This window comes from Gordonia sp. McavH-238-E (assembly GCF_022348225.1).
Lineage (GTDB): Bacteria > Actinomycetota > Actinomycetes > Mycobacteriales > Mycobacteriaceae > Gordonia > Gordonia terrae.
Genome location: NZ_JAKRFE010000009.1, coordinates 273,378 through 293,199, shown reverse-complemented (window position 1 = coordinate 293,199; position 19,822 = coordinate 273,378). Strand labels below are relative to the sequence as shown.

The following is a 19,822-nucleotide window of genomic DNA, read 5'->3' as shown; positions in this document are numbered from 1 at the left end:
CGAGTGTCAGATGACCCCGGCCTCCCGCAACGCCGCGACCTCGTCTTCGGACAACCCCAGCAACCCGCCGTAGACGGTCTCGTTGTCGCAACCGGGGGCCGGGGGACCGGCGTTGCGGATGCCGCCGGGGGTGTCGCTGAACTGCGGCACGACGCCGGGTCCGAGCACGGTGCGCTGGGCACGTTCGTCGTAGTGTTCGGCGATCATCCCGCGCTCCTTCAGGTGCGGGTCGGCGACCACCTCGGCGACGGTGTTCACCGGACCCACGACAACGCCTGCCGCGCCTAGGATCTCGGTCAACTTCTCCGGGGAGTGCTGTCGTGACCAGTCGCCGATGAGGGCGTCGAGTTCGTCCTGGTTGCGGCCACGGGCGGCGTGATCGGCGAATCGATCGTCGGTCGCGAGTTCGGGCTGTCCCATCGCTGCGCACAGTCTCGCGAAGACCGAGTCCTGGTTGGCGGCGATGATGACGTGGGTGCCCTCGCTGGTGGGGTAGAGGTTCGACGGCGCGATGCCGTCGAGGCGGGTGCCCGACGGCCCGCGCACGACGCCCCCGGCGTCGTAGTCCGCGATGGCCGATTCCTGTACCGCCACACAGGATTCGATGAGCGAGGTGTCCACGACCTGCCCCCTGCCGGTCACCGAACGCCGGACCAGCGCGGCGAGTGCGCCCTGCGCCGCGAACATCCCCGCCAGTGTGTCGCCCAGCGAGAGGGCGATCCGCGGCGGGAGTTGGCCTGGGTACCCGTTCAGATGACGCAGCCCGCTCGCGGCCTCGGCGACCGAGGCGTAACCGGCGCGGGTCGAGTCCGGGCCGGTCTGGCCGTAACCCGAGACACGCACCACGACGAGCCCCGGGTTGTGTGCGGACAGCACGTCCGGTCCGATGCCGAGCCGCTCCAGCGTTCCGGGACGGAAGTTCTCGACGACGACGTCGGCTCGCTCGGCGAGACCGAGGAACAGTTCGCGGCCGCGATCGGACCGCAGGTCGAGGGTGACCGCTTTCTTGTTGCGCCCGTGAACCGTCCAGTAGAAGCGGTGGCCGTCGACCTCGGCCTGGCCCCAGGTGCGGATCGGGTCGGGCTTGCCCGGCGCCTCGATCTTGATGACCTCGGCGCCCATGTCGCCCAGCAGTCGTGCGGCGTGGGGGCCCGCGATGAGCGTGCCCAACTCGAGCACGATGACGCCGTCGAGGGGGCCGGCGGGGCGTTCGCTCATCGGTCGCGAGGTGTCGGTCATCAGGACAGTGTGGCCGGTCACCCGGCGCTCGCCAAGCTCCGACATCGACGCAGCGAGGATCGCGTTGGGAGTTGCACGGCGGTGACCGGGCCCGACCGCACATGGATCGATTGGAACAATTACGCCCCGCCGTGTCATTGACGACGAATCCCGGCTAGGGTGTGTGTCGTCCAACACACAGGGGAGGCTGGAAAACATGGTTGATCACGCATCGGGAACGGGACTCCTGCCGGACATCCGGTTGGCCGACATGATGTCGGGAGTCGCGTCGCTGCGTGGTGATGCCGGCACGATCCTGCGCACCTTGCCGCAGATGCTGCCCAAGCCGCCGACGACCAAGATGTCGATCGGCAAGCGCTTCCAGCAGAGCGTCGACAAGTACCCCGACCGGGATTTTCTCCGGTTCGAGGGCACCTCGATCACCTATCGCGATGCCAACGCGCGGGCGAACCGGCTCGCCGACTTCCTGATTCGGGAGGGCGTCGGTCGCGGGGACGTCGTCGCCGTGCTGTCGCGCAACCACCCCGACGTGGTCATCACCATGCTCGCCATCGTCAAGACGGGTGCGATCTGCGGCATGCTGAACTACAACCAGCGGGGCACTGTTCTCGAACACAGCCTCGGTCTGATCGAGCCGAAAGTCGTTCTCTATGAGCGCGATCTGCTGGCGGCGCTCGAGTCGGTGCCCGCCGGGTGCCGCCCGGCGAAGGAGTTCACCTTCGACGAGCTCGCCACCCTGACCGCGCGTTGCTCGCCCCTCGACCTGGCGGTCACCGAGTCGATCGAGGTCGGATCGACCGCCATCTACATCTTCACGTCCGGCACCACCGGATATCCCAAGGCGAGCAAGATGAGTCACTATCGCTGGCTGGTGGCCATGAACGGCATCGGTGGTCTGGGAATCCGGCTGCGCGGCGACGACGTCATGTACACGGCGCTGCCCTTCTATCACAACAACGGACTCACGATCTCGGTGTCGTCGGTCCTCGCGTCGGGCGCGTGCCTGGCCATCGGCAAGCAGTTCTCGGCGTCGAAGTTCATCGACGAGGTCATCGAGAACGACGCCACCGCGTTCGCCTACATCGGTGAGCTGTGCCGCTATCTGCTTGCGCAGCCGCCGAAGCCGACCGATCGTGCGCACCGCCTGCGCCTCGCCGTCGGCAACGGTCTGCGCCCGGACATCTGGGATGCGTTCACCGAACGCTTCGGAATCGACCGCATCGTCGAGTTGTACGCGGCGAGCGAGGCGAACATCGGATTCATCAATGTCTTCGGCTTGTCCAAGACGGCCGGGTTCTCGCCGTTGCCGTACACGATCGTCGAATACGACGAGGAGACCGGAGAGCCGCTGCGCGGTCCCGACGGCCGGGTGAAGCCGGTCGGCCGTGGCGGAACCGGTTTGCTTCTGGCGCAGATCAACTCGCGAGTTCCCTTCGACGGCTACACCGATCCGAAGGCGACCGAGCGGAAGATCGTCCGCGACGCGAAGCGTAAGGGCGACAAGTGGTTCAACAGCGGAGACGTCGTGCGCGATCAGGGTTTCTCGCACATCGGTTTCGTCGACCGCATCGGCGACACCTTCCGGTGGAAGGGTGAGAACGTGGCCACCACCGAGGTCGAGGCCGTGCTCGACGCCCACCCGGCCGTCGAGGAGGCAGTCGTGTTCGGTGTGCCGATCCCGGGGGTCGACGGCAAGGCCGGCATGGCCGCCATCAGCTTGCAGGACGGGGAGTCGTTCGACGCGGACGGGCTGGCGCGGCACGTTCGCACCGGACTGCCGGCCTACGCATTGCCGCTGTTCGTGCGGATCGTCCCGCAACTCGAGCACACGTCGACGTTCAAGAACATGCGCACCGAGCTGCGCAAGCAGGGGTACGCCGAGACCGGTGACGACCCGCTGTACGTGTTGGCGGGGGAGAAGTACGTCGAGTTCTACCCCGAATTCGTCGACGAACTGGCCGGGGCGCGTCGGAAGGGCTGACGCGTCAGGCGGGTCGTAGCGCGGACAACCGTTCACCGACGAAGTCGAGAGCGCTGCGCTGCCACAACCCGATGTGGTCGAGCATGGCGTGACCGCCGTCGGGGACCGGGATGAACTCGGCGTCGACCCCCTGTGTCGACAGCTCGTCGATGCCCTTGCGGGTCCGCTTCGCAAGGGTCCGGGTGTCGGCGTCGCCGTGTACCGCGACGACCCGCGCGCCGGGCTGGATGTGCCGCCAGTCGGCGAACTGCCACCAGGGCGCGAGTCCGAGGACACCGATGACCCGGCGGTCGGCGGCGAGGTGGGCGGCCACGCGCCCGCCCATGGAATGGCCGATCGCGACGACGGGGACACCGGGGTGTCGTCGACACATCTCGTCGAGTGCGGCGCGCGCGGGCAGCATGGGAGAGTTCTCGTCGCCGTTCCAGCCGTAGACGCGATAACCGACCTGGTGAACGCGCACGGACCGGCCGAAGCGAAGGCGCAGCGACCAGGTGAACGGGTACATGCGCAGCGCGGAGGGTTGCCAGGGACTGAACGGTTTGCGGCTGTTGTCCGTGCCGCCCGGGAGCACGAGCACGAGCAGGCCGGGGGAACGGCGTCCGGGTGACAACAGCCCCGGCAATCCCGAGATCAGCATGTGTGCGGGCCCCTCCGATGCGGTGACGACGATCGTCTCACCGTAGCGATTCGGTTTCCGCGACCGGACGGATCGGTTCGTCAACCGGGCGAACGGCGTGTGGAGTGGCAGAATCGCGGTCATGGCACATCCTCGCGCTGGTACCTTGGCCCTGCCCGAAGACCTCGTCGATGTGGACGCCCTGGTGCGTGCCTATTACGACAACACACCCGATCCGTCAGACCCGTTGCAGCAGGTGGTGTTCGGGACGTCGGGACACCGGGGGTCGAGCTTCGACAACGCCTTCAACGAAGCCCACATCCTCGCGACGACGCAGGCGATCGTCGACTACCGGCGTTCGGCCGGGATCTCCGGCCCGCTGTTCATCGGCTTCGACACCCACGCACTGTCGGTGCCTGCCTGGCGCACGGCGCTCGAGGTGCTCGCGGCGAACGAGGTGACCGTCTACACCGCCGAGAGCGACTCCTTCACGCCGACGCCCGCGGTCAGTCGCGCCATCCTCACGTTCAATCGCGACAACCCCGGGGTGCTGTCCGACGGCATCGTCGTGACACCGTCGCACAACCCGCCCCGCGACGGCGGGTTCAAATACAACCCACCGACCGGGGGCCCGGCAGACACCTCGATCACCTCCGTGGTGGCGGCGCGGGCGAACGAGCTGCTCGAGCAGAAGCTCGACGGCGTCGCGCGGATCCCGTTCGACCGCGCCCGCAGCGGTGACTACGTCCAGGACTACTCGTTCCTGCTCAACTACATCGACGGTCTCGGCGACGTGGTGGACATGAAGGCCATCCACGACGCGGGGATCCGCATCGGCGCGGACCCGCTGGGCGGCGCATCGGTCGGCTACTGGGCCCTGCTGGGGCTGCGATACAACCTCGACCATCTGACGGTCGTGAACCCGACCGTGGACCCGACGTTCTCGTTCATGACCCTCGACACCGACGGCAAGATCCGGATGGACTGTTCGTCGGCCAACGCGATGGCCTCGCTCATCTCCGCCCGCGACTCCTATGACATCGCGACCGGCAACGACGCCGACTCGGACCGCCACGGCATCGTCACGCCCGACGCCGGTCTGATGAACCCGAACCACTATCTCGCGGTCGCCATCGACTACCTGTTCACCCACCGTCCGCAGTGGTCGGAGTCGGCGGCCGTCGGGAAGACGCTCGTGTCGTCGTCGCTGATCGACCGGGTGGTCGCCGGGATCGGCCGCCCGCTGCTCGAGGTGCCGGTGGGCTTCAAGTGGTTCGTCGACGGCCTGCTGAACGGTCGCGTGGCCTTCGGCGGTGAGGAGAGCGCCGGCGCGTCGTTCCTGACGTTCGACGGCAGCCCGTGGTCGACGGACAAGGACGGCATCATCATGGCGCTGCTGGCGTCGGAGATCCTCGCGGTGACGGGCAAGACACCATCGCAGCGGTATGCCGAACTCGCCGAGGAGTACGGGACCACAGCGTATGCACGGATCGACGCCCCGGCCAGCAGGGAGCAGAAGGCCGTGCTGTCGAAGTTGTCGCCGGAGCAGGTGACGGCAACCGAACTCGCCGGCGAACCCATCTCGGCGATCATGACGACCGCCCCGGGAAACGGGGCTCCCATCGGTGGCCTGAAGGTGACGACGGAGAACGCCTGGTTCGCGGCACGCCCGTCGGGAACCGAGGACGTCTACAAGATCTATGCCGAATCCTTCAAGGGCGCCGACCATCTCGCGCAGGTGCAGCAGGAAGCCCAGCAGGTCGTCGACGCGGCGTTGGGGAGCTGACCGGCTCGGTCCGGTCTCGGGCGGTCACCGCCCGCGCCCATCCCTCAGACAATTTTCAGCGCGACGCCGTTATTGTCGGAATGTGAGCAAGAAGCGCAAGCCGGGAGCATCGGTGCCCCGCACCTCCAACTCGAAGTATCAGCCGAGCGCGCCGTCGAACACGATGACGTACGTGCTCGGCGGCGTGGCCATCCTCGTGATCGCGGGCCTCGTCATCGGCGGGATCTGGTGGAGCGGACGCGGTAAGGGCGAGACCGATCCGGCCGCGCTGGCGTCGAGTTCGACGATGATCGTGGGTCCGGAGACCGCGCCGCTGATCGACGTCTTCGAGGACCCCATGTGTCCGGTGTGCAAGGTCTTCGAGCAGCAGTCCGGGCCGGCGATCACCAAGGCCGTCACCGAGGGCAAGCTCCGCGTGCGCTACCACACGCTGCACTTCCTGGACTCGCGATCGGCGACCGGTGACTACAGCTCCCGTGCGGCCGGCGCGTTGGCCTGCGTGGCCGACGAGCAGAACACCGACCTGTTCCTGCGGTTCCACAGTGCGCTGTTCGCCGCGCAGCCGCCCGAGGACGGCACCGGGAACATCACGAGCCCGGAACTCGCACGCATGGCGACCGAACAGGGTGCGACCCCGGCGACCGCGACGTGCATCACCGACAACGCGAAGGTCGCCCAGGCAAAGGAGACCGCGCAGAAGTCGACCGACGAACTGTCGAAGGCGACGGGCGGCCAGGTCGGCACCCCGACCGTGCTGCACGACGGCGAGCCCGTCGACGGCGTCCTCGAGGGCAATGCCTGGCTCGACAGCATCCTGGGTGGTGGCAACTCCTAGAGGGGCAACTCCTGAGTCGCGGGACGCCGACCCGACACCAGTCGGGTCGGCGTCCTGGCGATTTGGCTGGTATCGCCGAGATGGTGTAACTTCGCCAGTGCCCTTGAACAGGGCGGAACAACAAAATACGGGGCTATGGCGCAGCTGGTAGCGCACCACACTGGCAGTGTGGGGGTCAGGGGTTCGAGTCCCCTTAGCTCCACCGAACGAAGCCCGTTCCGACTGATGTCGGGACGGGCTTTTCTCATCGGTTGCCACGACTCCAGGCTGGCTGTCGACCGTCCCCACCGCCGATCCCCGGCTCGTCCATCCTCAGTATTTGTACCGATGACAGTCGTCACCGCTCCGATGATGCTGTGTCCACCGACACACGGGTTCGGACGGAAGGAACGATCGTGGCAACGACCACCGGATACATCTGGAACACGCTCTACGGGTGGGCAGACACAGGCAGCGGCGGCATCTTCCCGCCCAGCGTCGACGCCCTGACCCAGCCCATCGCGCATCACGTCGCACACCCCGACACCAAGAGGCGGCTCCACGAGTTGATCAGCGCCTCCGGTCTGATCAACTCGCTGCGACAGCTCGAGCCGGCGCCCGCGACCCGCGAGGACGTCCTCCGAGTCCACGACGCCGCCCACTACGACCGCATCGTCACCGAGAGTGCCCTCCCGAAGGGCGGCGACGCCGGTGACGGGGTGTCGCCGTTCGGCAACGGTGGGCACCACATCGCGCTGCTCGCGGCCGGAGGCGCGATCGAGGCCGTTCGCGCGGTGGCCGACGGCACCGTGAGCAACGCCTACGCACTCATCAACCCGCCGGGGCACCACGCCGAGCGCGCCACCGGCCGTGGGTTCTGCATCTTCAACAACGGCGCGATCGCCGCAGCGCACGCGCTCGACGTGCTCGGGATGACACGCGTGGCGATCGTCGACTGGGATGTCCACCACGGCAACGGCGCCCAGGACATCTTCCGCGAGTCGTCGAACGTGTTGAACATCTCGGTGCACCAGGATCGCTGCTTCCCGTCCGACTCGGGGTTCCGCGACGAGCGGGGTTCCGGTGACGGGTTCGGCTACACCCTCAACGTCCCGCTGCCTCCCGGCGGTGGCAGTGGCGCATACGAATACGCCTTCGACGCGGTGGTCCTGCCCGCGCTGCGTGCCTACCGTCCCGAACTGATCATCGTCGCGAGCGGATTCGACGCATCGATGATGGACCCCCTGGCGCGGATGATGTTGCGTGCAGACGGATTCCGATCGCTGGCCCGGAAGATCATCGACGTGGCCGATGAGGTGGCCGACGGGAGACTCGTCTGCCTCCAGGAGGGTGGCTACAGCCCGTACTACGTTCCGTTCTGCGGGCTGGCGGTGGTCGAGGAGCTCGTCGGCGTCTCGACCGGTACAGCCGATGCGTTCGCACCGATCCTGGGCCCCATGGGCGGTGATGACCTGCTCGCCCATGAGCGCGAGGCGGTCGACGCGGCCGCGGAGCTGCTGGCGGATATCACGTAGGGAACGAGTCGCGGTAGATCCGTGCCAGCTCGGCGACGGGCGCTGTCGCGGGGCCGGGGACGACGGTTGCGGTCGCCGTCGCCCTGGCCGCCGCCTCGGTCCGTCGGTCCACCCCGAGCTTGCGTCGGATGTTGACCATGTGCGTGTGCACCGTCCGCGGACTCAGATTCAGTCCCGTGGCGATCGCGGCGTCGGTGCGTCCGACCACCAGCCCGCTGAGTACGCGCACCTCCTGTCGACTCAGGTGCCACACCTGCTCGGAGGTCACCGGCCAGGCCGTCACCCTGAGGTCGCCGAAGTCGCCGAGGCGCGAGAGCATCACCCGGTACCAGGTTCCCTGATGCCACCACAGGTGTCGGAGTTCGCCGACGCCGCAGGCGACGAAGTCGTCCACCACATGGACGAAAGCGGCTTCGGTGACGAACGGGACGTCCACCGGACCAGCGGACAGGGTCCGAGCGCCCCGGCGTAGGTAGACGGTGGACGGGGCCGGCACGGCCGAGCCCGCGTCGTCCGACGATGGTCGCCGAATGTTCTCCGACGCCTGGTCCGGTCGCAGGACCAGCGCCAGCAAACCCGACAGGTCGCGGGCCAACGCGCGTTGTGGCGCTGCGAATGCGTCGGGGCGTCGAGCAGAGAAGTGCGCGAGACCCACGTAATCGCCACCGTCGAACAACTCGACCGTCATCCCGTCTGCGAAGCCCTCGGCCCGCAGGTACTGCTCGAACAGCACGGTGCGGGTGAACTCGTCGCGGACCCGTCCACCGACGTCGCTGATCGAGAGAGGCAGGCCGTCTGAGGGGTTGAGTCGGTTCGTGAAGCCAACCTCATAATCACGAGGGAACAGGTGCTGCAAGGCCCAGGCCGAACCCGAGGAGTACCCCACCCGGGACACGATACGAGACCGAGCGCCCTCCGGCTGGTGGATGAGCAGCGCGGCGTCGAAGTGCACATGGCCTTGGAGCAGCCGTACTGCCCGCGTCAACTGACCTCGCGTCAGATCGGTTGCCGGATCGCCCATTTCGCCAGTGTAGTGACTCGACGCGGGCGCCGCGGGAAGTCGGTCACATCACGTCGGCGCGATCCGCGGCAACATTCCGACGTGACGGCGGGGACAGTGCTGCGGCGAGGTCGCGACGGTCAATCGCACCCGATGCCCACGGGCATGGGGAGTATCTCGACGCGGGCGAGACCGGAGGTGACGGCCGGGTCGGCGGCACTGATCGCCCGGACCGCGTCCTCGGAATCTGCGCGCACGACGCCCAGGCCCCAGTTCCCGGCCGGGTCGACCACCGGTCCGAAGATGACTGCGGTGCCGTCGGCGAGGAGACCCGACCAGTACGCGCTGTGTCGGCCCATGATGGCGGCCTCGTCGTCGGACATGTCCCCGGGACCGAAGGTGGGCCTGGGTGGGACGAGTTTGTACACGAAGTGGGACATGCGATGAGCCTCCTGTGATCAGGGGAGTGTGGATTCGATGGCGGCGACCGACGCCGCCAGAGCTGCGGCCCAGCCGCCGGAGTACGCGCCGGAGCTGTAACCGCCTGGGGCGGCGCAGTCTTCGCGCAACTGGTCCTCGGTGAGATGCTCCCAGCCACGGTGCTCCACGGACACTCGCGTCAGTGTCGGACCGAGAGCGGTGAACGCCAGCTCGACCTCGGTCGGCGCCGGGGTGTTCAGCCACGACATGACGAATCGATTCGGGGGCTCCCACACCGCGAGGCGGCCCCATTCGGCGGTGGTGCCGTCGTCCCAGGTCTCGTACACCCGCCCGCCGGTGTACTCGTCGATAGTCACGGTGCGGGCCCGGTCCCCACCGATCGACATCGGTTGTAGCGGCCACCAGACCCCGATCGTCCGGACGAACGTGGTGAAGACATGGTCGAGATCGCTGCGGACAGTGGTGGATCGGCGGATCGGTGGGCGGCGCAGCGGGAGAACGGAACCCTCGCCGGGGGACTCGCCGGTCGCGCGCTCACCCGGCACGGTTCACCTCGTCGTCGGTCAGCCAGCGTTCGGCCTCGACCAGCTGCCGCGCGACGTCGAGGGATGACGCCCACATGTCGTCGAGCAGGTCGCGCAGTCGGTCGATGCCCTCGGGTCGGGTGCGGTAGATGCGCCGCGTTCCCTCGCGCCGTTCGGCGAGCAATCCGGCGTCCTTCAACACCGTGAGGTGCTGGGAGATCGCGGTACGGCTGACATCGAAGCGTGCGGCGATGTCGCCCGCCGAAAGCTCTGCGCCGGAGACGAGTTCGAGGATGGCGCGGCGCCGGGGCTCGGCCATCGCGCGCAGGGCCTCGTCGACGCCCGGCACCTTGTCGGTCATGTCGGGAGTCCGATCGCTTTGCTGCCGATAACGGTCTGGTCGAGGGAGGTCTGCAGGTCATCGACGCGGGGGTCGTGAGAGGTGTTCTCGCAGAACACGACCGGTGCTCCCATGGTGACTCCTTGTGCAGATTCGTCTTTCACGACTAACGTTAGCGTTCGCTGACATATCTCCGCAAGGGATCGAGGAGATCCGGTAGCCGGCGGATCGCTGGTCACGGTGGGACGAGTCGACCGGACGTACAGTGACCGTGTCGCGAGCCGATCCCGCAGGAGAAGAGATGACGACGACAGCGCCCCCGGTGTGGCTGCTCCTTCCCGGAACCCCGATGTCACCCGCAGTCTGGGACGGCGTGCGGGCTGAACTGTCCGGGAACGGGCACGTGATCACCCCCGAGATGGTGCCTCCGCCTGGCTATAGAGGTTCCGGTCTGCAGCAACGGCTTGCCGAGGACGTCGCGGAGTCGGCCGCAGCCGAAGCTCCCTGGCATGTGGTGGGCCATTCCTTCGGTGGGCAGGTCGCACTCGAACTCGCGATCGCGCGGCCCGATCTCGTCTCGCGCCTCACCCTGTTGTGCACGCGGGACACGCCCTTCCCGGCATTCGACGCGGTGGCCGCCTCCGTCGAAGTGGGGTCCGTCGACGTCGACGGCACACTCGGACGCTGGTTCAGCGCAGACGAATTGCGCAACGACGGACCGGTCGTCCGCTACGCTCGCGAAGCGGTGGCCGCCGCGGACCACGCGTCCTGGGCGTCGGCGCTCCGCGCGATCGCCCACTTCGACTGTTCGCACCGCACGGCGTCGATCTCGTGCCCGGTGACCGTGCTCGCGGCCGAACACGACACGGTGTCCGACATCGCCTCCATGGAAGCCATGCATCGTCGAATCCCGGTTTCGGACTTCGTCGTTCGCGCCGGAGCCTGGCACATGAGCATCTTCGACGACCCGGTTGCGTTGGCGCAGATGCTCCTCGGCGAACGGAGGAAACTCTAGGCAGCGTCGGTGATGATCTGTCGCTGCGCCGTGAACATCTCGGCCAGGTTGTTGTTGACCTCGGGGTCCGCGGCGGGCGGGGTGTCGTCGACGGTGTTGTGCGTGACCGAGAACGACACGCCCCGCTCCTCGCCGATCACGATGATTCCCGCCAGGTTGAGCTGGAATGCACCGACCTCGTACGCGCCGGTCATCCGTACCGCCTTGTAGTCACTGTCTATCGGCAGCTCGACCTCTTCGAGCGTGAGCGCAACCGGGACATCACCGTCGTCGAGTGTCAGGTTGAACGACGAACAGGCGGAAACGATCTCGTCGAAGTCGTCGTAGCCGTTGTCGGCCGGCTTGGTGACATCCGCGCTGTAGTTGTCGAGTCCGAAGAGGATCTCGCTCGACGACGAGGTCTCGTTGAGCTCACGTTCGGCTCGTTCGCCGGTGGTCTGCTGCGAGTCGACCAGCGTTGCGCACTTCTCGTTGTCCACGGTGCTGCCGTCGTCGTCGGTGCTGCCCGTCTCGGTGGTGAAATCGCCCGTGATGTCCGGGAACTGGTCCTCGGGCAGGACGAGATCGAGCGCCGAGGCGGTCGGTGTCGATGGCTCGTCCTCGCCCCCGCTCAGGGTGAGGGCCAGTACCACCGCCACGACGACGATCACGATGAGGACGACTCCGCCGCCGCCGATGAACCACCATTTCTTGCCGCCGCCGGAAGACGGGGGCGGCGGCTGCTGACCGAAGGGTTGCTGGCCGTATGGCTGTTGACCGAACGGTTGTTGACCGAAAGGTTGGCCGTACGGCTGCTGTCCGAAAGGTTGTTGGCCGTATGGCTGTTGACCGTAGGGCTGCCCGCCCTGCGGCCCCTGGTTCGGCGGCTGACCCGGAGTCGCGTGCGGTCCACCGGGTTGGTGACCGCCGGCCGGCGGCCATCCGGGTTGCTGCGGCCCCTGCGGACCCATGGCGGTCGGCTGATTGGGGTCGTAGGGACTGCCCACGGTCGGCTCCTCATGGTCGGTGACCTCGGGAGATTACCGCGCGCGACGCTCGGCGAGATCGTCTTTCATGCGACCGAATGAGCGACGCGCGACCATCGGCCCGACCGGTCACCGGAGCGCGGGCGGCGGGTATTTCGGCTCGTACAAGGTGATCTGCCCGGCGCCGGGAACCTTGATCCCGACGGTCACGCCCCATCCCTCGTCGGTCGGAGCGCCGACGAATTCGGCGCCCCGCGCGGAGAGTTCGTGCATCGTCGACTCGAGGTCGTCGCACATGAACGACACATCGAACTTCTGATCGGTGCGGCCGTCGGTCCCTTCGTGCTCCCACTTGTCGGGGTGCGCGCCCAACTCGCTGGGGCCGGTCTGGAAGATCAGCCATCCGCCACCGGTGTCGACGTGCGGGAAGGCGAGGACGTCGCGAAAAAAGGCGCGGGCGGCCTCTGGGTCGTCGCAGTAGATCAGTGTGTGTACCGCGGTGATCATGGCGGCCAGAGTAGTCGGCCCACCGGCGGAACCGGCCGGAATGCCCCGCTCAGGGGCGCGGCACTCCGATGGGATTGGGGAAGGGGATCACGTTACGATCGACGAGCGCACGTGACAGCGACCGGAGGACCCGGACGGTCCAGTCGGAGTCGGGCAGGAAACGGACGCTCGAATTGGCGAGGTGGTCGGTGGTCGCCTCGACCTGTTCACGAAGGGCGGCGCCGCGGTCGGTCAGAGTTCCGTCGCCAGAGAGGATTCCGATGTCCTCGAGGGAGCGGCGTGCGCTGTCCCACTGGTGATCGGTCCAGCCGCGATTGTCCTGGATGAGCGTCCGGTCGACGTGCCCGCCGGCGATGTGGGTCATCGACGCCTGCAGTCCGGTCAGGCCGGCGGCGGTAGCGGCCACGACATGACCGTCGCCGCGGTGTTCACGGAGAACGGTGGTGGCCAACCACAATCGCCCCAGCATCGACGCCGGTCGGGCAACGGAACTCCACGCGGCGGCCAGAGCCCGCCCGTCGTGGGAGAGGGCGTCGACAGCACGTTCCAGATTGTCGGTGGCCCGGCGCAGGTCATCGGTCGATCCGGCCGACGCGTGCTCACCGAGGACTCGCTCGGCGGCGTCGAAACGAGCGTCGAGGGCATCCCGCGGAGTGATGCGAGTCCACACCTTGGGGATCGCTCGGGCGACCATCGCCGGGGCGAACCCGTAGAACAGCGCCGAGACCACTTCCGGCGGCGTCGCGCCGAGCGGGGCGGCGCGCCCGGCGAAGTAGCCGTTCCACCAGCCGGTCAGCCCGCTCTCGGCCATGACAGTCGCGAACAGCGGATCGAAGTAGCAGATCGCGTGGATCGGCTCGTAGGCCCGCCACAGGATCCGCTCGGGGTTCACGTCTGACCGTGTCATCGGTTGCGTCACCTTCCCTGCGACTGGCCGCACCCCAGATCTACCGGATTGTTCGGCCCGGCGTTTCGTCGGGCGGTGCTCGACGCGGATGACCATTCGACCGGGACGCGGCGGATCGGTCGGTGGTTCGGGAATTTCTCGTCCTCGTGAGCGTCCTCCGAGGGCAATATGCCCTTCGACCCTGCTGAGGTGGACGGAAATCGAGGCGCGGCGGGTCGTGGTGTGGGGGTGAGGACCCTTCGAGGCGCTCACCGGCCCGGCTCACCGATGCGCACGACCTGCGCCCAGTCGGGTGGCGCCGACCCACCGCCGGAATAGGTGCCACCGGCGTATGCGGCCACGGGTGAGGCGTTGAGCGGGGCATACGCGCGATACTCGCGAGCGAAGAGCCCGACGATGGTGCGGCAGGCGGGCCGGTGACTCGGCCACGGAGTGTGTCCGTCGGTCAGTGCGACGACAACGTCGGGTCGGGTACGCAGGGCGGCGTCGAACCCGGAACGCAGGTCGGTCCCGCCGCCGCCGTGTAGCGGGATGCTCTCCGCACGGCAGATGGGTTGTGCGACATGCGCCGCGGCGTCGCACGACACCACGGTGAGCAGATCGCGTCGGCCGCTGAGGGCACGTGCGATCGCGGCGACCTCGAGCAGCGCGCTGCCGAGTTCGGCGTCGCTGACCGATCCCGAGGTGTCGATCACGACACTCACCTTCGGCGGGGTCCGTCGAAGACTGGGCACGATCACACCGGGCAGCGCGACCGACCGCCTCGCCGGCCGCCCGAAGGTGTAGTCGTCGCCGACGCCGGAGGTCGACACCGCGGCCCGGATCGCGGCGCCCAACAGGGCCTGCCATGGCTGCGGCGGGTGCACGGCATCGTGCGCCCACCGCCGCCAACCGGCCGGGACATCGCCTGCGCGGTCGGAGATCGCCGTCGCGACCGCGAACCGGACGGCGTCGCGTTCCTGGCCGCTCAGACCATCGGCGCCCTCCGGCCCCCGTTCCCACTCGCGATGTCGGCCGTCGCCTCCGCTACCGCATTCGAGCCAGGCCATCGCCTCGGTCCGTGGACCCAGACTGAACCAGCGGAGGTAGTCCTCCATCAGCAATCCGGTGTCCAGGTCGAGTGCGGACGGGTGCACTGCGTCGTCGGGCGTGACAAGCCCGGACCCGTACACGTCGTCGTTGATCTCGAAGTCGGCGGCGATGTTCATCCGCAACCGTTCCGCCGGGCTGTCGAAGCCGTGATCCTCGGCGTACCGGTCGGACCGGGCGGCGTGATCCCGGAGGAGATGTGACACCTCGTGCACCAGGAGAGCGGCGATCTCTTCCTCGGGTCGGCTCGCGACGAACGCCGGCGACAGGTAGCAGCGCCAATAGCGGTCGACGCTCATGGTCGGGACGAGCGGCGACTCGATGAGGTGCAGGGCGTAGAGCGCGGTTGCCATGTACGGCCGTGCGCGCACCGCGTGCAGGCGAGCCGCGTAGATCTTGTCTGAGACCGACACCGATGGCGCCGGCCCCAATGCTTCGGTCACCGTCATCGCATCCGGTCCTGTCCTGGGCGCGCGGCGACCCGGTCGGCGGCCTCATCGGCCGCGCGGGACACCGACACCACCCCCGCCAGTCGGTCGATGGTGTCGGGGATCTGCCAGTCGTCCCGTCGTAGCGTCGCCAGGGTGGTCGCCGGAACCACCACGAGATCAGGTGCGCCGGTCTGGACCGCGACGGCCAGCACCTCCCATGCGGCGTCCCACCGGGTCCGATCGGGGCGACGCCGGACCGCGGCGACGACGGCGTCGAGTGTCGCCTGACGCAGGTCACCTCGCTCGGGGAGTTGCGCCGCTGACGGATCGGCGAGCAGCGTTTCGGGATCCGGCAGATCCATGTGATCGATACTCGCCAGCAATTCGAAGCCGGGCCCGTCGCCCACCGTGCCGCGGACCAACAGCGACAGGACGTCGGATGACGCCGAGGAGGCGGTGGCGAACGCGATCAGTCGCACCGTCGCGGCCCAACTTCGCGGCGAGGGCCAGGCGCCGCCCCGACGGGTTTGGCTCCCGGGGAGCTGGTGGACCAGCGCGGGACGCGCCGCCAGCAACGTGCACACGGCTCGACGCGCGAAATCGACTGCGCTGGGGAATTTCTCCGCGTCCAGGGTCGGCAGGTCCGTCGTGGGCCAGGTGCCGCCGAGGCCGCGGACCACGACGTCGTGATCGTGGGTCCAGTGCAGATGGACGAAACGGTTGGCGAGCGGTGCACTCAGCTCCCAGCCGTCCGCCGCCGACGACGGCGGGTTGGCGGCGGCGACGATCCGCACATCGGGAGGCAACTGCAGAGCGCCCACGCGTCTCTCGAGCACCAGTCGCAGGAGCGCCGCCTGTACTGCCGGAGGTGCCGTGGAGAGCTCGTCGAGGAAGAGCAATCCGCGGCCGACGTCGGCGAGACGAACGGCCCAGTCCGGTGGTGCCATGGGAACGCCCCGGGTGGCCGGGTCATCCCCGATGATGGGTAGCCCGGAGAAGTCCGAGGGCTCGTGAACGCTCGCGATCACCGTCGTGAGTGGCAGGTCCAGGGACTCGGCGAGTTGTGTCAGTGCCGCGGTCTTGCCGATCCCCGGTTCACCCCACAGCAGGACCGGGAGGTCGGCGGCCACCGCGAGCGTGAGCGCTTCGAGCTGGTCATGGGTCCGCTGTTCGGTGGTCGTCTCCTCGAGCATCGCGAGGAGCGAGGCGGCCCTGTCGAGTTCGGCCCTGCCGAGGTATGTCGAATGGGCCTCGGTGGCCGTGATGTCAGTGGCTGTGGTGACAGTGGGCATGGTGTGTGTGGACATGATTCACCTAGGGGTGGGAGAAGTGGGGGTGTTGTCGGCGTCAGAGTTGAGTTGCGTGTCGCGGACGGGCGCGCCGACGCCGACCGCGGTGGTGACGACGGCGGGGCCCGCCCGGAACCGGCTGCGGAACAGGATCTGTCGCCCCGGCTCGATACGCGTCGTAGATATCCTGTTGCGCGCGGGTGCGTTCGACCGCATCACGCAGCGGCTCGTTCCGCAGGGTCGCCTCCGGGCCGAGTAGTCGTTCCACGAGCGCCAGTGCGCCGTCGATGTCGCCGAAGTCGAGTCGTTCTCGTACTCCGGCGAGGCAATCGGGCCGCCGGTGGGCGCGGTCGATGGCCTGCAGGCAGGGCAGGGGCGTGCCCGTGAGTGAGGCCAGCATCTCCTCGCGGCGGATCTCGTCGCGGTCGTGATCGAGGGCCGAGAGAACTCCGTCGGCGATCCCGATGCGATGTAGCTCGCCCCGACATCGCACCGCATGAAAGCCGTTTCCGTTCAGCTCTTCTCGATCACGAGGTGCCGAGGTGCACTCGGGCGTGAGCGCGGCCGCCACCAGCGGGTGCAACCGATCGGGTGTGATCGCGCCGTGTCGGATCAGTTCGAGATCCGGAAGCGTCCTGGTCGCGGCGTCGGGAAGAACCGGCAGAGCCGTGATCCCTCCCGCAGGGGGGTCGACGACCCACCGGGTGGCGTCGAAATCGTCGATGTCGGTGTGCAGGAACAGTTCTCGACCGGATCCGAGCCGTATCCGCACGCACCCTGACCGACGGCCGTCGGCGCGGAGGACCAAGGCGGCTTCGGCTGCCCATCGATCGACGGCGCATCCGTCGGGCGGGTCACGCGGCGGGGGCGGGGTCGGCGGTGACGGTGATGAGGAAGCACCGCAACGCATTCGGAGTTCTCCTGTGCGGCGGACGTCCCACAGGTGACGATGCAGGTCGAGCCGGTATCTGCGGTCCGGCCGGGGGTGTGGGTGGGGGACGGGCGTCGACCCGTCCCACAGGGTCAGTGTCACTCGTTGTCCGGCGTCGGCCCACCGCGGTGCGGTCCGTGCCACGAGATATACCGAACCTGCTGTGCCGAAACGGTTTCCGGGATCGTGTCCATATCGGGCAAGCGCGATGGTGAGGCCGGGGCGCAGGTGTCCGGCGGGGCCCATCCGCGGCAGATGCCAACGCAGCAGGTCGGGCGCGAGATGGAGGAGGTCGTCCTGAAGGTGTTCGGCCAGGTCGGCGCCGCACCTTCGGCGAACGGCGTCCAGATCGATGTCGGCGTCGAAACCTGCTGCGGCGCAAGCGCCGATCCAGTCGGCGGCACGACGCGCAGCGGTGGCGGCGTCGATCATGGAGGGTGGTACCGCGAATTGACGGGCGCGGAGCCACGGGGAGAGGCGGGGAGGAATTCCAGTCGTGGGCGGGAGGCGCATCAGCACTCACCGCGCACGACGTGGACCCCCAATCTTTGTTCAGAGGAAGTCAACACCTGACGAAATATACCGTGTCGCAGTCCTCTTGGCCAGAGGGGTGGCTTCCGCGGCCTGTCCCGGATACCCGGACGGTCAATTCACGGCCTTGGCGACCAGTGTTGTGATGGTCTTCTCGGCGTCGGTGTCCAATGCACTGACCGCGAATGACGTGGGCCAGAAGCCGCCGTCGTCGAGGTTCGCGTTCTGGGTGAAGCCGAAGGTGGAGTAGCGTTCCTTGTCGTCCTGGCCGCTCCGGAAGAAGCACACCACTTTGCCCTCCAGCGCGTAGGCCGGTTGCCCGTACCAGAGTTTCGGCGCCAGGTCCGGCGCGGTCGCGGTCACGATCGCGTGGATGCGTTCGGCCAGCGCGCGATCGGCCGGCTCCATGTTCTCCAGTTTGGCGAGCAGATCGAGTTCCTCGGCCGCGCGCTTGTTGCCGCGTCCGCGGGCCTTCTCCTTCTTTAGTTCTGCCGCACGCTCCTTCATCGCGGCACGTTCCTGGTCGGAGAATCCTCCCGAGTCGCCCATTCGCATTCCTTTCGTGGTCAACGCCCCGGTGCCGAGGCGTTTCCCACGGTAGTGCGGGTCGGGCCGCAGAGCTTCTCGATTCCGAACCGATGGGGCAGGTGGGCGCGTTTCACACCCGGCCGCGCAGGATTGCGTTCCAGTAGAGGCGCGGCAGGACGTAACGGTCGAAGGCCCACGCGCTCCGACGCGGTTTGAGCGGGTCGATCACCGACGGCAACGACGACGTCAGTGTTCCGTCGCGGTCGAACTCGGCGGCGATCAGATGGTGGGCGTCGGTCGCGATCGGAGCGACCGTGTACCCGTCGTAGGCCGTCAGTTCCTCGCCGGCCCGCGCCGCGGCGAGATTGTCGACGAGCACCGCGATCTGTCGTCGCAGCCCGCCGCCGGACGGGTCGGTGGCGATCGCGGCACCGTCGCCGGCGCCCCAGACCGACGGGTGGGTCCGGTGTCGGAGGGTGTGCGGGTCGATGTCGACGAGTCCCCGGTCGCGGGTGCCGGACAGGCCCGAGTCGGTGACCAGGTCGGGTCCACGGAACGGCGGCACGAGGTGCAGCATGTCGTAGTGCACGTCCTGCGTGTCCGAGCCTGTCACCACGGTGACCCGGCGATCGACCGGGTGGAGCCGGACGGAGCTGTCGAGCAGGACGCGGACGCCGAGTTCGTCGAGGCACTCCGACAGACGGGCGTCGAGGCCGTCGACGCCGAGCAGATGCGGCCGGTCGACGGTCAGGGTGATGTCGAGGGATTCGAGTATTCCGGCCCGCCGCCACTGGGCGGCGGCGAGGAACAACGGTTTGAGCGTGGTGCCGGTGCAGCTGACCGGCGGACGCGGGACGGTGAACACGGCGCGTCCGCCCCGCGGCATCGAGGTCACCAGATCCCACGTCTGCTCGGCTCGGTCGAGATAGTTGCTGGCGACCGCCGGGTCGGCGATCGCGAGGTCGATCCCCGGCATCGCGTCGTGATCCGGCACGAGTCCGACGGCCAGGATGAGGTCTCGGTAGCCGATGTCGACGCCCGAGGCACAGCGGATCGTTCGCTTGCCCGCGTCGACGACGACAGCCGTGTCCCGCAGCCAGGTCACCCCGTCCGGCGTGACCGATCGCTGTGTGCGCTCGGCGTCACGAAGCGACGCCTGGCCGCCGCCGACATAGGACAGGAGCGGGCGGTAGGTGTGCACGGCCTGCGGTTCGATCACCGCGACGTCGGGAAAGCCCAGGCGCAGCAGGCGCGCCGCTGCGCTGAGGCCGGCATTCCCGCCGCCGATGACGACGACGTCGAAGTGTCGGGTCTCACGAGTTGAGGTCATGCGTGGGGATACCCGGCCGG

At 68.2% G+C, this 19,822-nt stretch carries 19 protein-coding genes and 1 tRNA gene; 6 read left to right on the top strand and 14 right to left on the bottom strand.

Features of this window, described 5'->3' with window-relative positions; genetic code table 11:
• Positions 1-6 precede the first annotated feature (6 nt).
• The gene (locus tag MHN80_RS16270; protein WP_239402650.1) at positions 7-1,239 is read right to left on the bottom strand and encodes a CaiB/BaiF CoA-transferase family protein; all 1,233 of its coding nucleotides are present in this window, start codon (positions 1,237-1,239) and stop codon (positions 7-9) included.
• Between the two features lie 196 nt (positions 1,240-1,435).
• Between MHN80_RS16270 and MHN80_RS16265 the strand changes: the two genes are divergently transcribed.
• Entirely contained in the window at positions 1,436-3,220 is a 1,785-nt protein-coding gene (locus tag MHN80_RS16265; protein WP_239402649.1) for a long-chain-acyl-CoA synthetase, read from the top strand.
• Positions 3,221-3,224: 4 nt separating this feature from the next.
• Here MHN80_RS16265 and MHN80_RS16260 read toward each other — a convergent pair whose 3' ends face one another.
• A complete protein-coding gene (locus MHN80_RS16260) occupies positions 3,225-3,983 on the bottom strand; it encodes an alpha/beta hydrolase (RefSeq protein ID WP_374206373.1) in 759 nt (252 codons plus the stop codon).
• Here MHN80_RS16260 and pgm point away from each other — a divergent pair.
• The 4 genes from pgm to MHN80_RS16240 all read left to right on the top strand — a co-directional run bounded on the left by pgm (position 3,982) and on the right by MHN80_RS16240 (position 7,974).
• On the top strand, positions 3,982-5,625 hold the full coding sequence (pgm, locus tag MHN80_RS16255; RefSeq protein WP_239402648.1) for a phosphoglucomutase (alpha-D-glucose-1,6-bisphosphate-dependent): 1,644 nt from the start codon (positions 3,982-3,984) through the stop codon (positions 5,623-5,625). The two genes, MHN80_RS16260 and pgm, sit on opposite strands and share 2 nt — an antisense overlap.
• Before the next feature lie 82 nt (positions 5,626-5,707).
• Entirely contained in the window at positions 5,708-6,460 is a 753-nt protein-coding gene (locus tag MHN80_RS16250; protein WP_239402647.1) for a DsbA family protein, read from the top strand.
• 129 nt (positions 6,461-6,589) lie between these two features.
• A tRNA-Ala gene (locus MHN80_RS16245) sits at positions 6,590-6,662 on the top strand.
• 193 nt (positions 6,663-6,855) lie between these two features.
• Positions 6,856-7,974: a class II histone deacetylase gene (locus MHN80_RS16240; RefSeq protein ID WP_239402646.1), complete on the top strand. Its 1,119-nt coding sequence runs from the start codon at positions 6,856-6,858 to the stop codon at positions 7,972-7,974.
• Here the strand turns inward: MHN80_RS16240 and MHN80_RS16235 are convergent.
• The 4 genes from MHN80_RS16235 to MHN80_RS16220 form a co-directional block, all read right to left on the bottom strand.
• Positions 7,967-8,995, bottom strand: a complete 1,029-nt coding sequence (locus MHN80_RS16235) for a helix-turn-helix transcriptional regulator (RefSeq protein ID WP_239402645.1) — start codon at positions 8,993-8,995, stop codon at positions 7,967-7,969. The two genes, MHN80_RS16240 and MHN80_RS16235, sit on opposite strands and share 8 nt — an antisense overlap.
• A gap of 119 nt (positions 8,996-9,114) precedes the next feature.
• Complete coding sequence (locus MHN80_RS16230; protein WP_239402644.1) at positions 9,115-9,414, bottom strand: YciI family protein; 300 nt, start codon at positions 9,412-9,414, stop codon at positions 9,115-9,117.
• A gap of 18 nt (positions 9,415-9,432) precedes the next feature.
• Entirely contained in the window at positions 9,433-9,960 is a 528-nt protein-coding gene (locus tag MHN80_RS16225; protein ID WP_239402643.1) for an SRPBCC domain-containing protein, read from the bottom strand.
• Positions 9,950-10,300 carry a helix-turn-helix transcriptional regulator gene (locus MHN80_RS16220; protein WP_239402642.1) on the bottom strand — a complete coding sequence of 117 codons (351 nt, stop codon included), beginning with the start codon at positions 10,298-10,300 and terminating at the stop codon, positions 9,950-9,952. The genes MHN80_RS16225 and MHN80_RS16220 overlap by 11 nt, the downstream gene beginning before the upstream one ends.
• 280 nt (positions 10,301-10,580) lie before the next feature.
• Between MHN80_RS16220 and MHN80_RS16215 the strand changes: the two genes are divergently transcribed.
• Positions 10,581-11,294: an alpha/beta fold hydrolase gene (locus MHN80_RS16215; protein ID WP_239402641.1), complete on the top strand. Its 714-nt coding sequence runs from the start codon at positions 10,581-10,583 to the stop codon at positions 11,292-11,294.
• On the opposite strand, the gene MHN80_RS16210 is transcribed toward MHN80_RS16215, so the two are convergent.
• From MHN80_RS16210 to MHN80_RS16175, 8 genes are all read right to left on the bottom strand, one after another.
• Positions 11,291-12,280, bottom strand: coding sequence for a hypothetical protein (locus MHN80_RS16210; protein ID WP_239402640.1), 990 nt, complete (start codon positions 12,278-12,280; stop codon positions 11,291-11,293). The two genes, MHN80_RS16215 and MHN80_RS16210, sit on opposite strands and share 4 nt — an antisense overlap.
• Positions 12,281-12,388: 108 nt before the next feature.
• Positions 12,389-12,766: a VOC family protein gene (locus tag MHN80_RS16205; RefSeq protein ID WP_239402639.1), complete on the bottom strand. Its 378-nt coding sequence runs from the start codon at positions 12,764-12,766 to the stop codon at positions 12,389-12,391.
• A gap of 49 nt (positions 12,767-12,815) precedes the next feature.
• Complete coding sequence (locus MHN80_RS16200) at positions 12,816-13,673, bottom strand: hypothetical protein (protein WP_239402638.1); 858 nt, start codon at positions 13,671-13,673, stop codon at positions 12,816-12,818.
• A gap of 248 nt (positions 13,674-13,921) precedes the next feature.
• A complete protein-coding gene (locus MHN80_RS16195; RefSeq protein WP_239402637.1) occupies positions 13,922-15,211 on the bottom strand; it encodes a VWA-like domain-containing protein in 1,290 nt (429 codons plus the stop codon).
• Positions 15,208-16,386, bottom strand: coding sequence for a MoxR family ATPase (locus MHN80_RS16190; RefSeq protein WP_239402677.1), 1,179 nt, complete (start codon positions 16,384-16,386; stop codon positions 15,208-15,210). Before MHN80_RS16190 ends, MHN80_RS16195 begins: the two co-directional genes overlap by 4 nt.
• 154 nt (positions 16,387-16,540) lie before the next feature.
• Positions 16,541-17,926, bottom strand: coding sequence for a hypothetical protein (locus MHN80_RS16185; RefSeq protein ID WP_374206372.1), 1,386 nt, complete (start codon positions 17,924-17,926; stop codon positions 16,541-16,543).
• A 132-nt stretch (positions 17,927-18,058) separates the two neighbouring features.
• Positions 18,059-18,493: a DUF1801 domain-containing protein gene (locus MHN80_RS16180; RefSeq protein WP_239402635.1), complete on the bottom strand. Its 435-nt coding sequence runs from the start codon at positions 18,491-18,493 to the stop codon at positions 18,059-18,061.
• 109 nt (positions 18,494-18,602) lie between these two features.
• The gene (locus tag MHN80_RS16175; RefSeq protein ID WP_101821108.1) at positions 18,603-19,802 is read right to left on the bottom strand and encodes an NAD(P)/FAD-dependent oxidoreductase; all 1,200 of its coding nucleotides are present in this window, start codon (positions 19,800-19,802) and stop codon (positions 18,603-18,605) included.
• Positions 19,803-19,822: the final 20 nt, after the last annotated feature.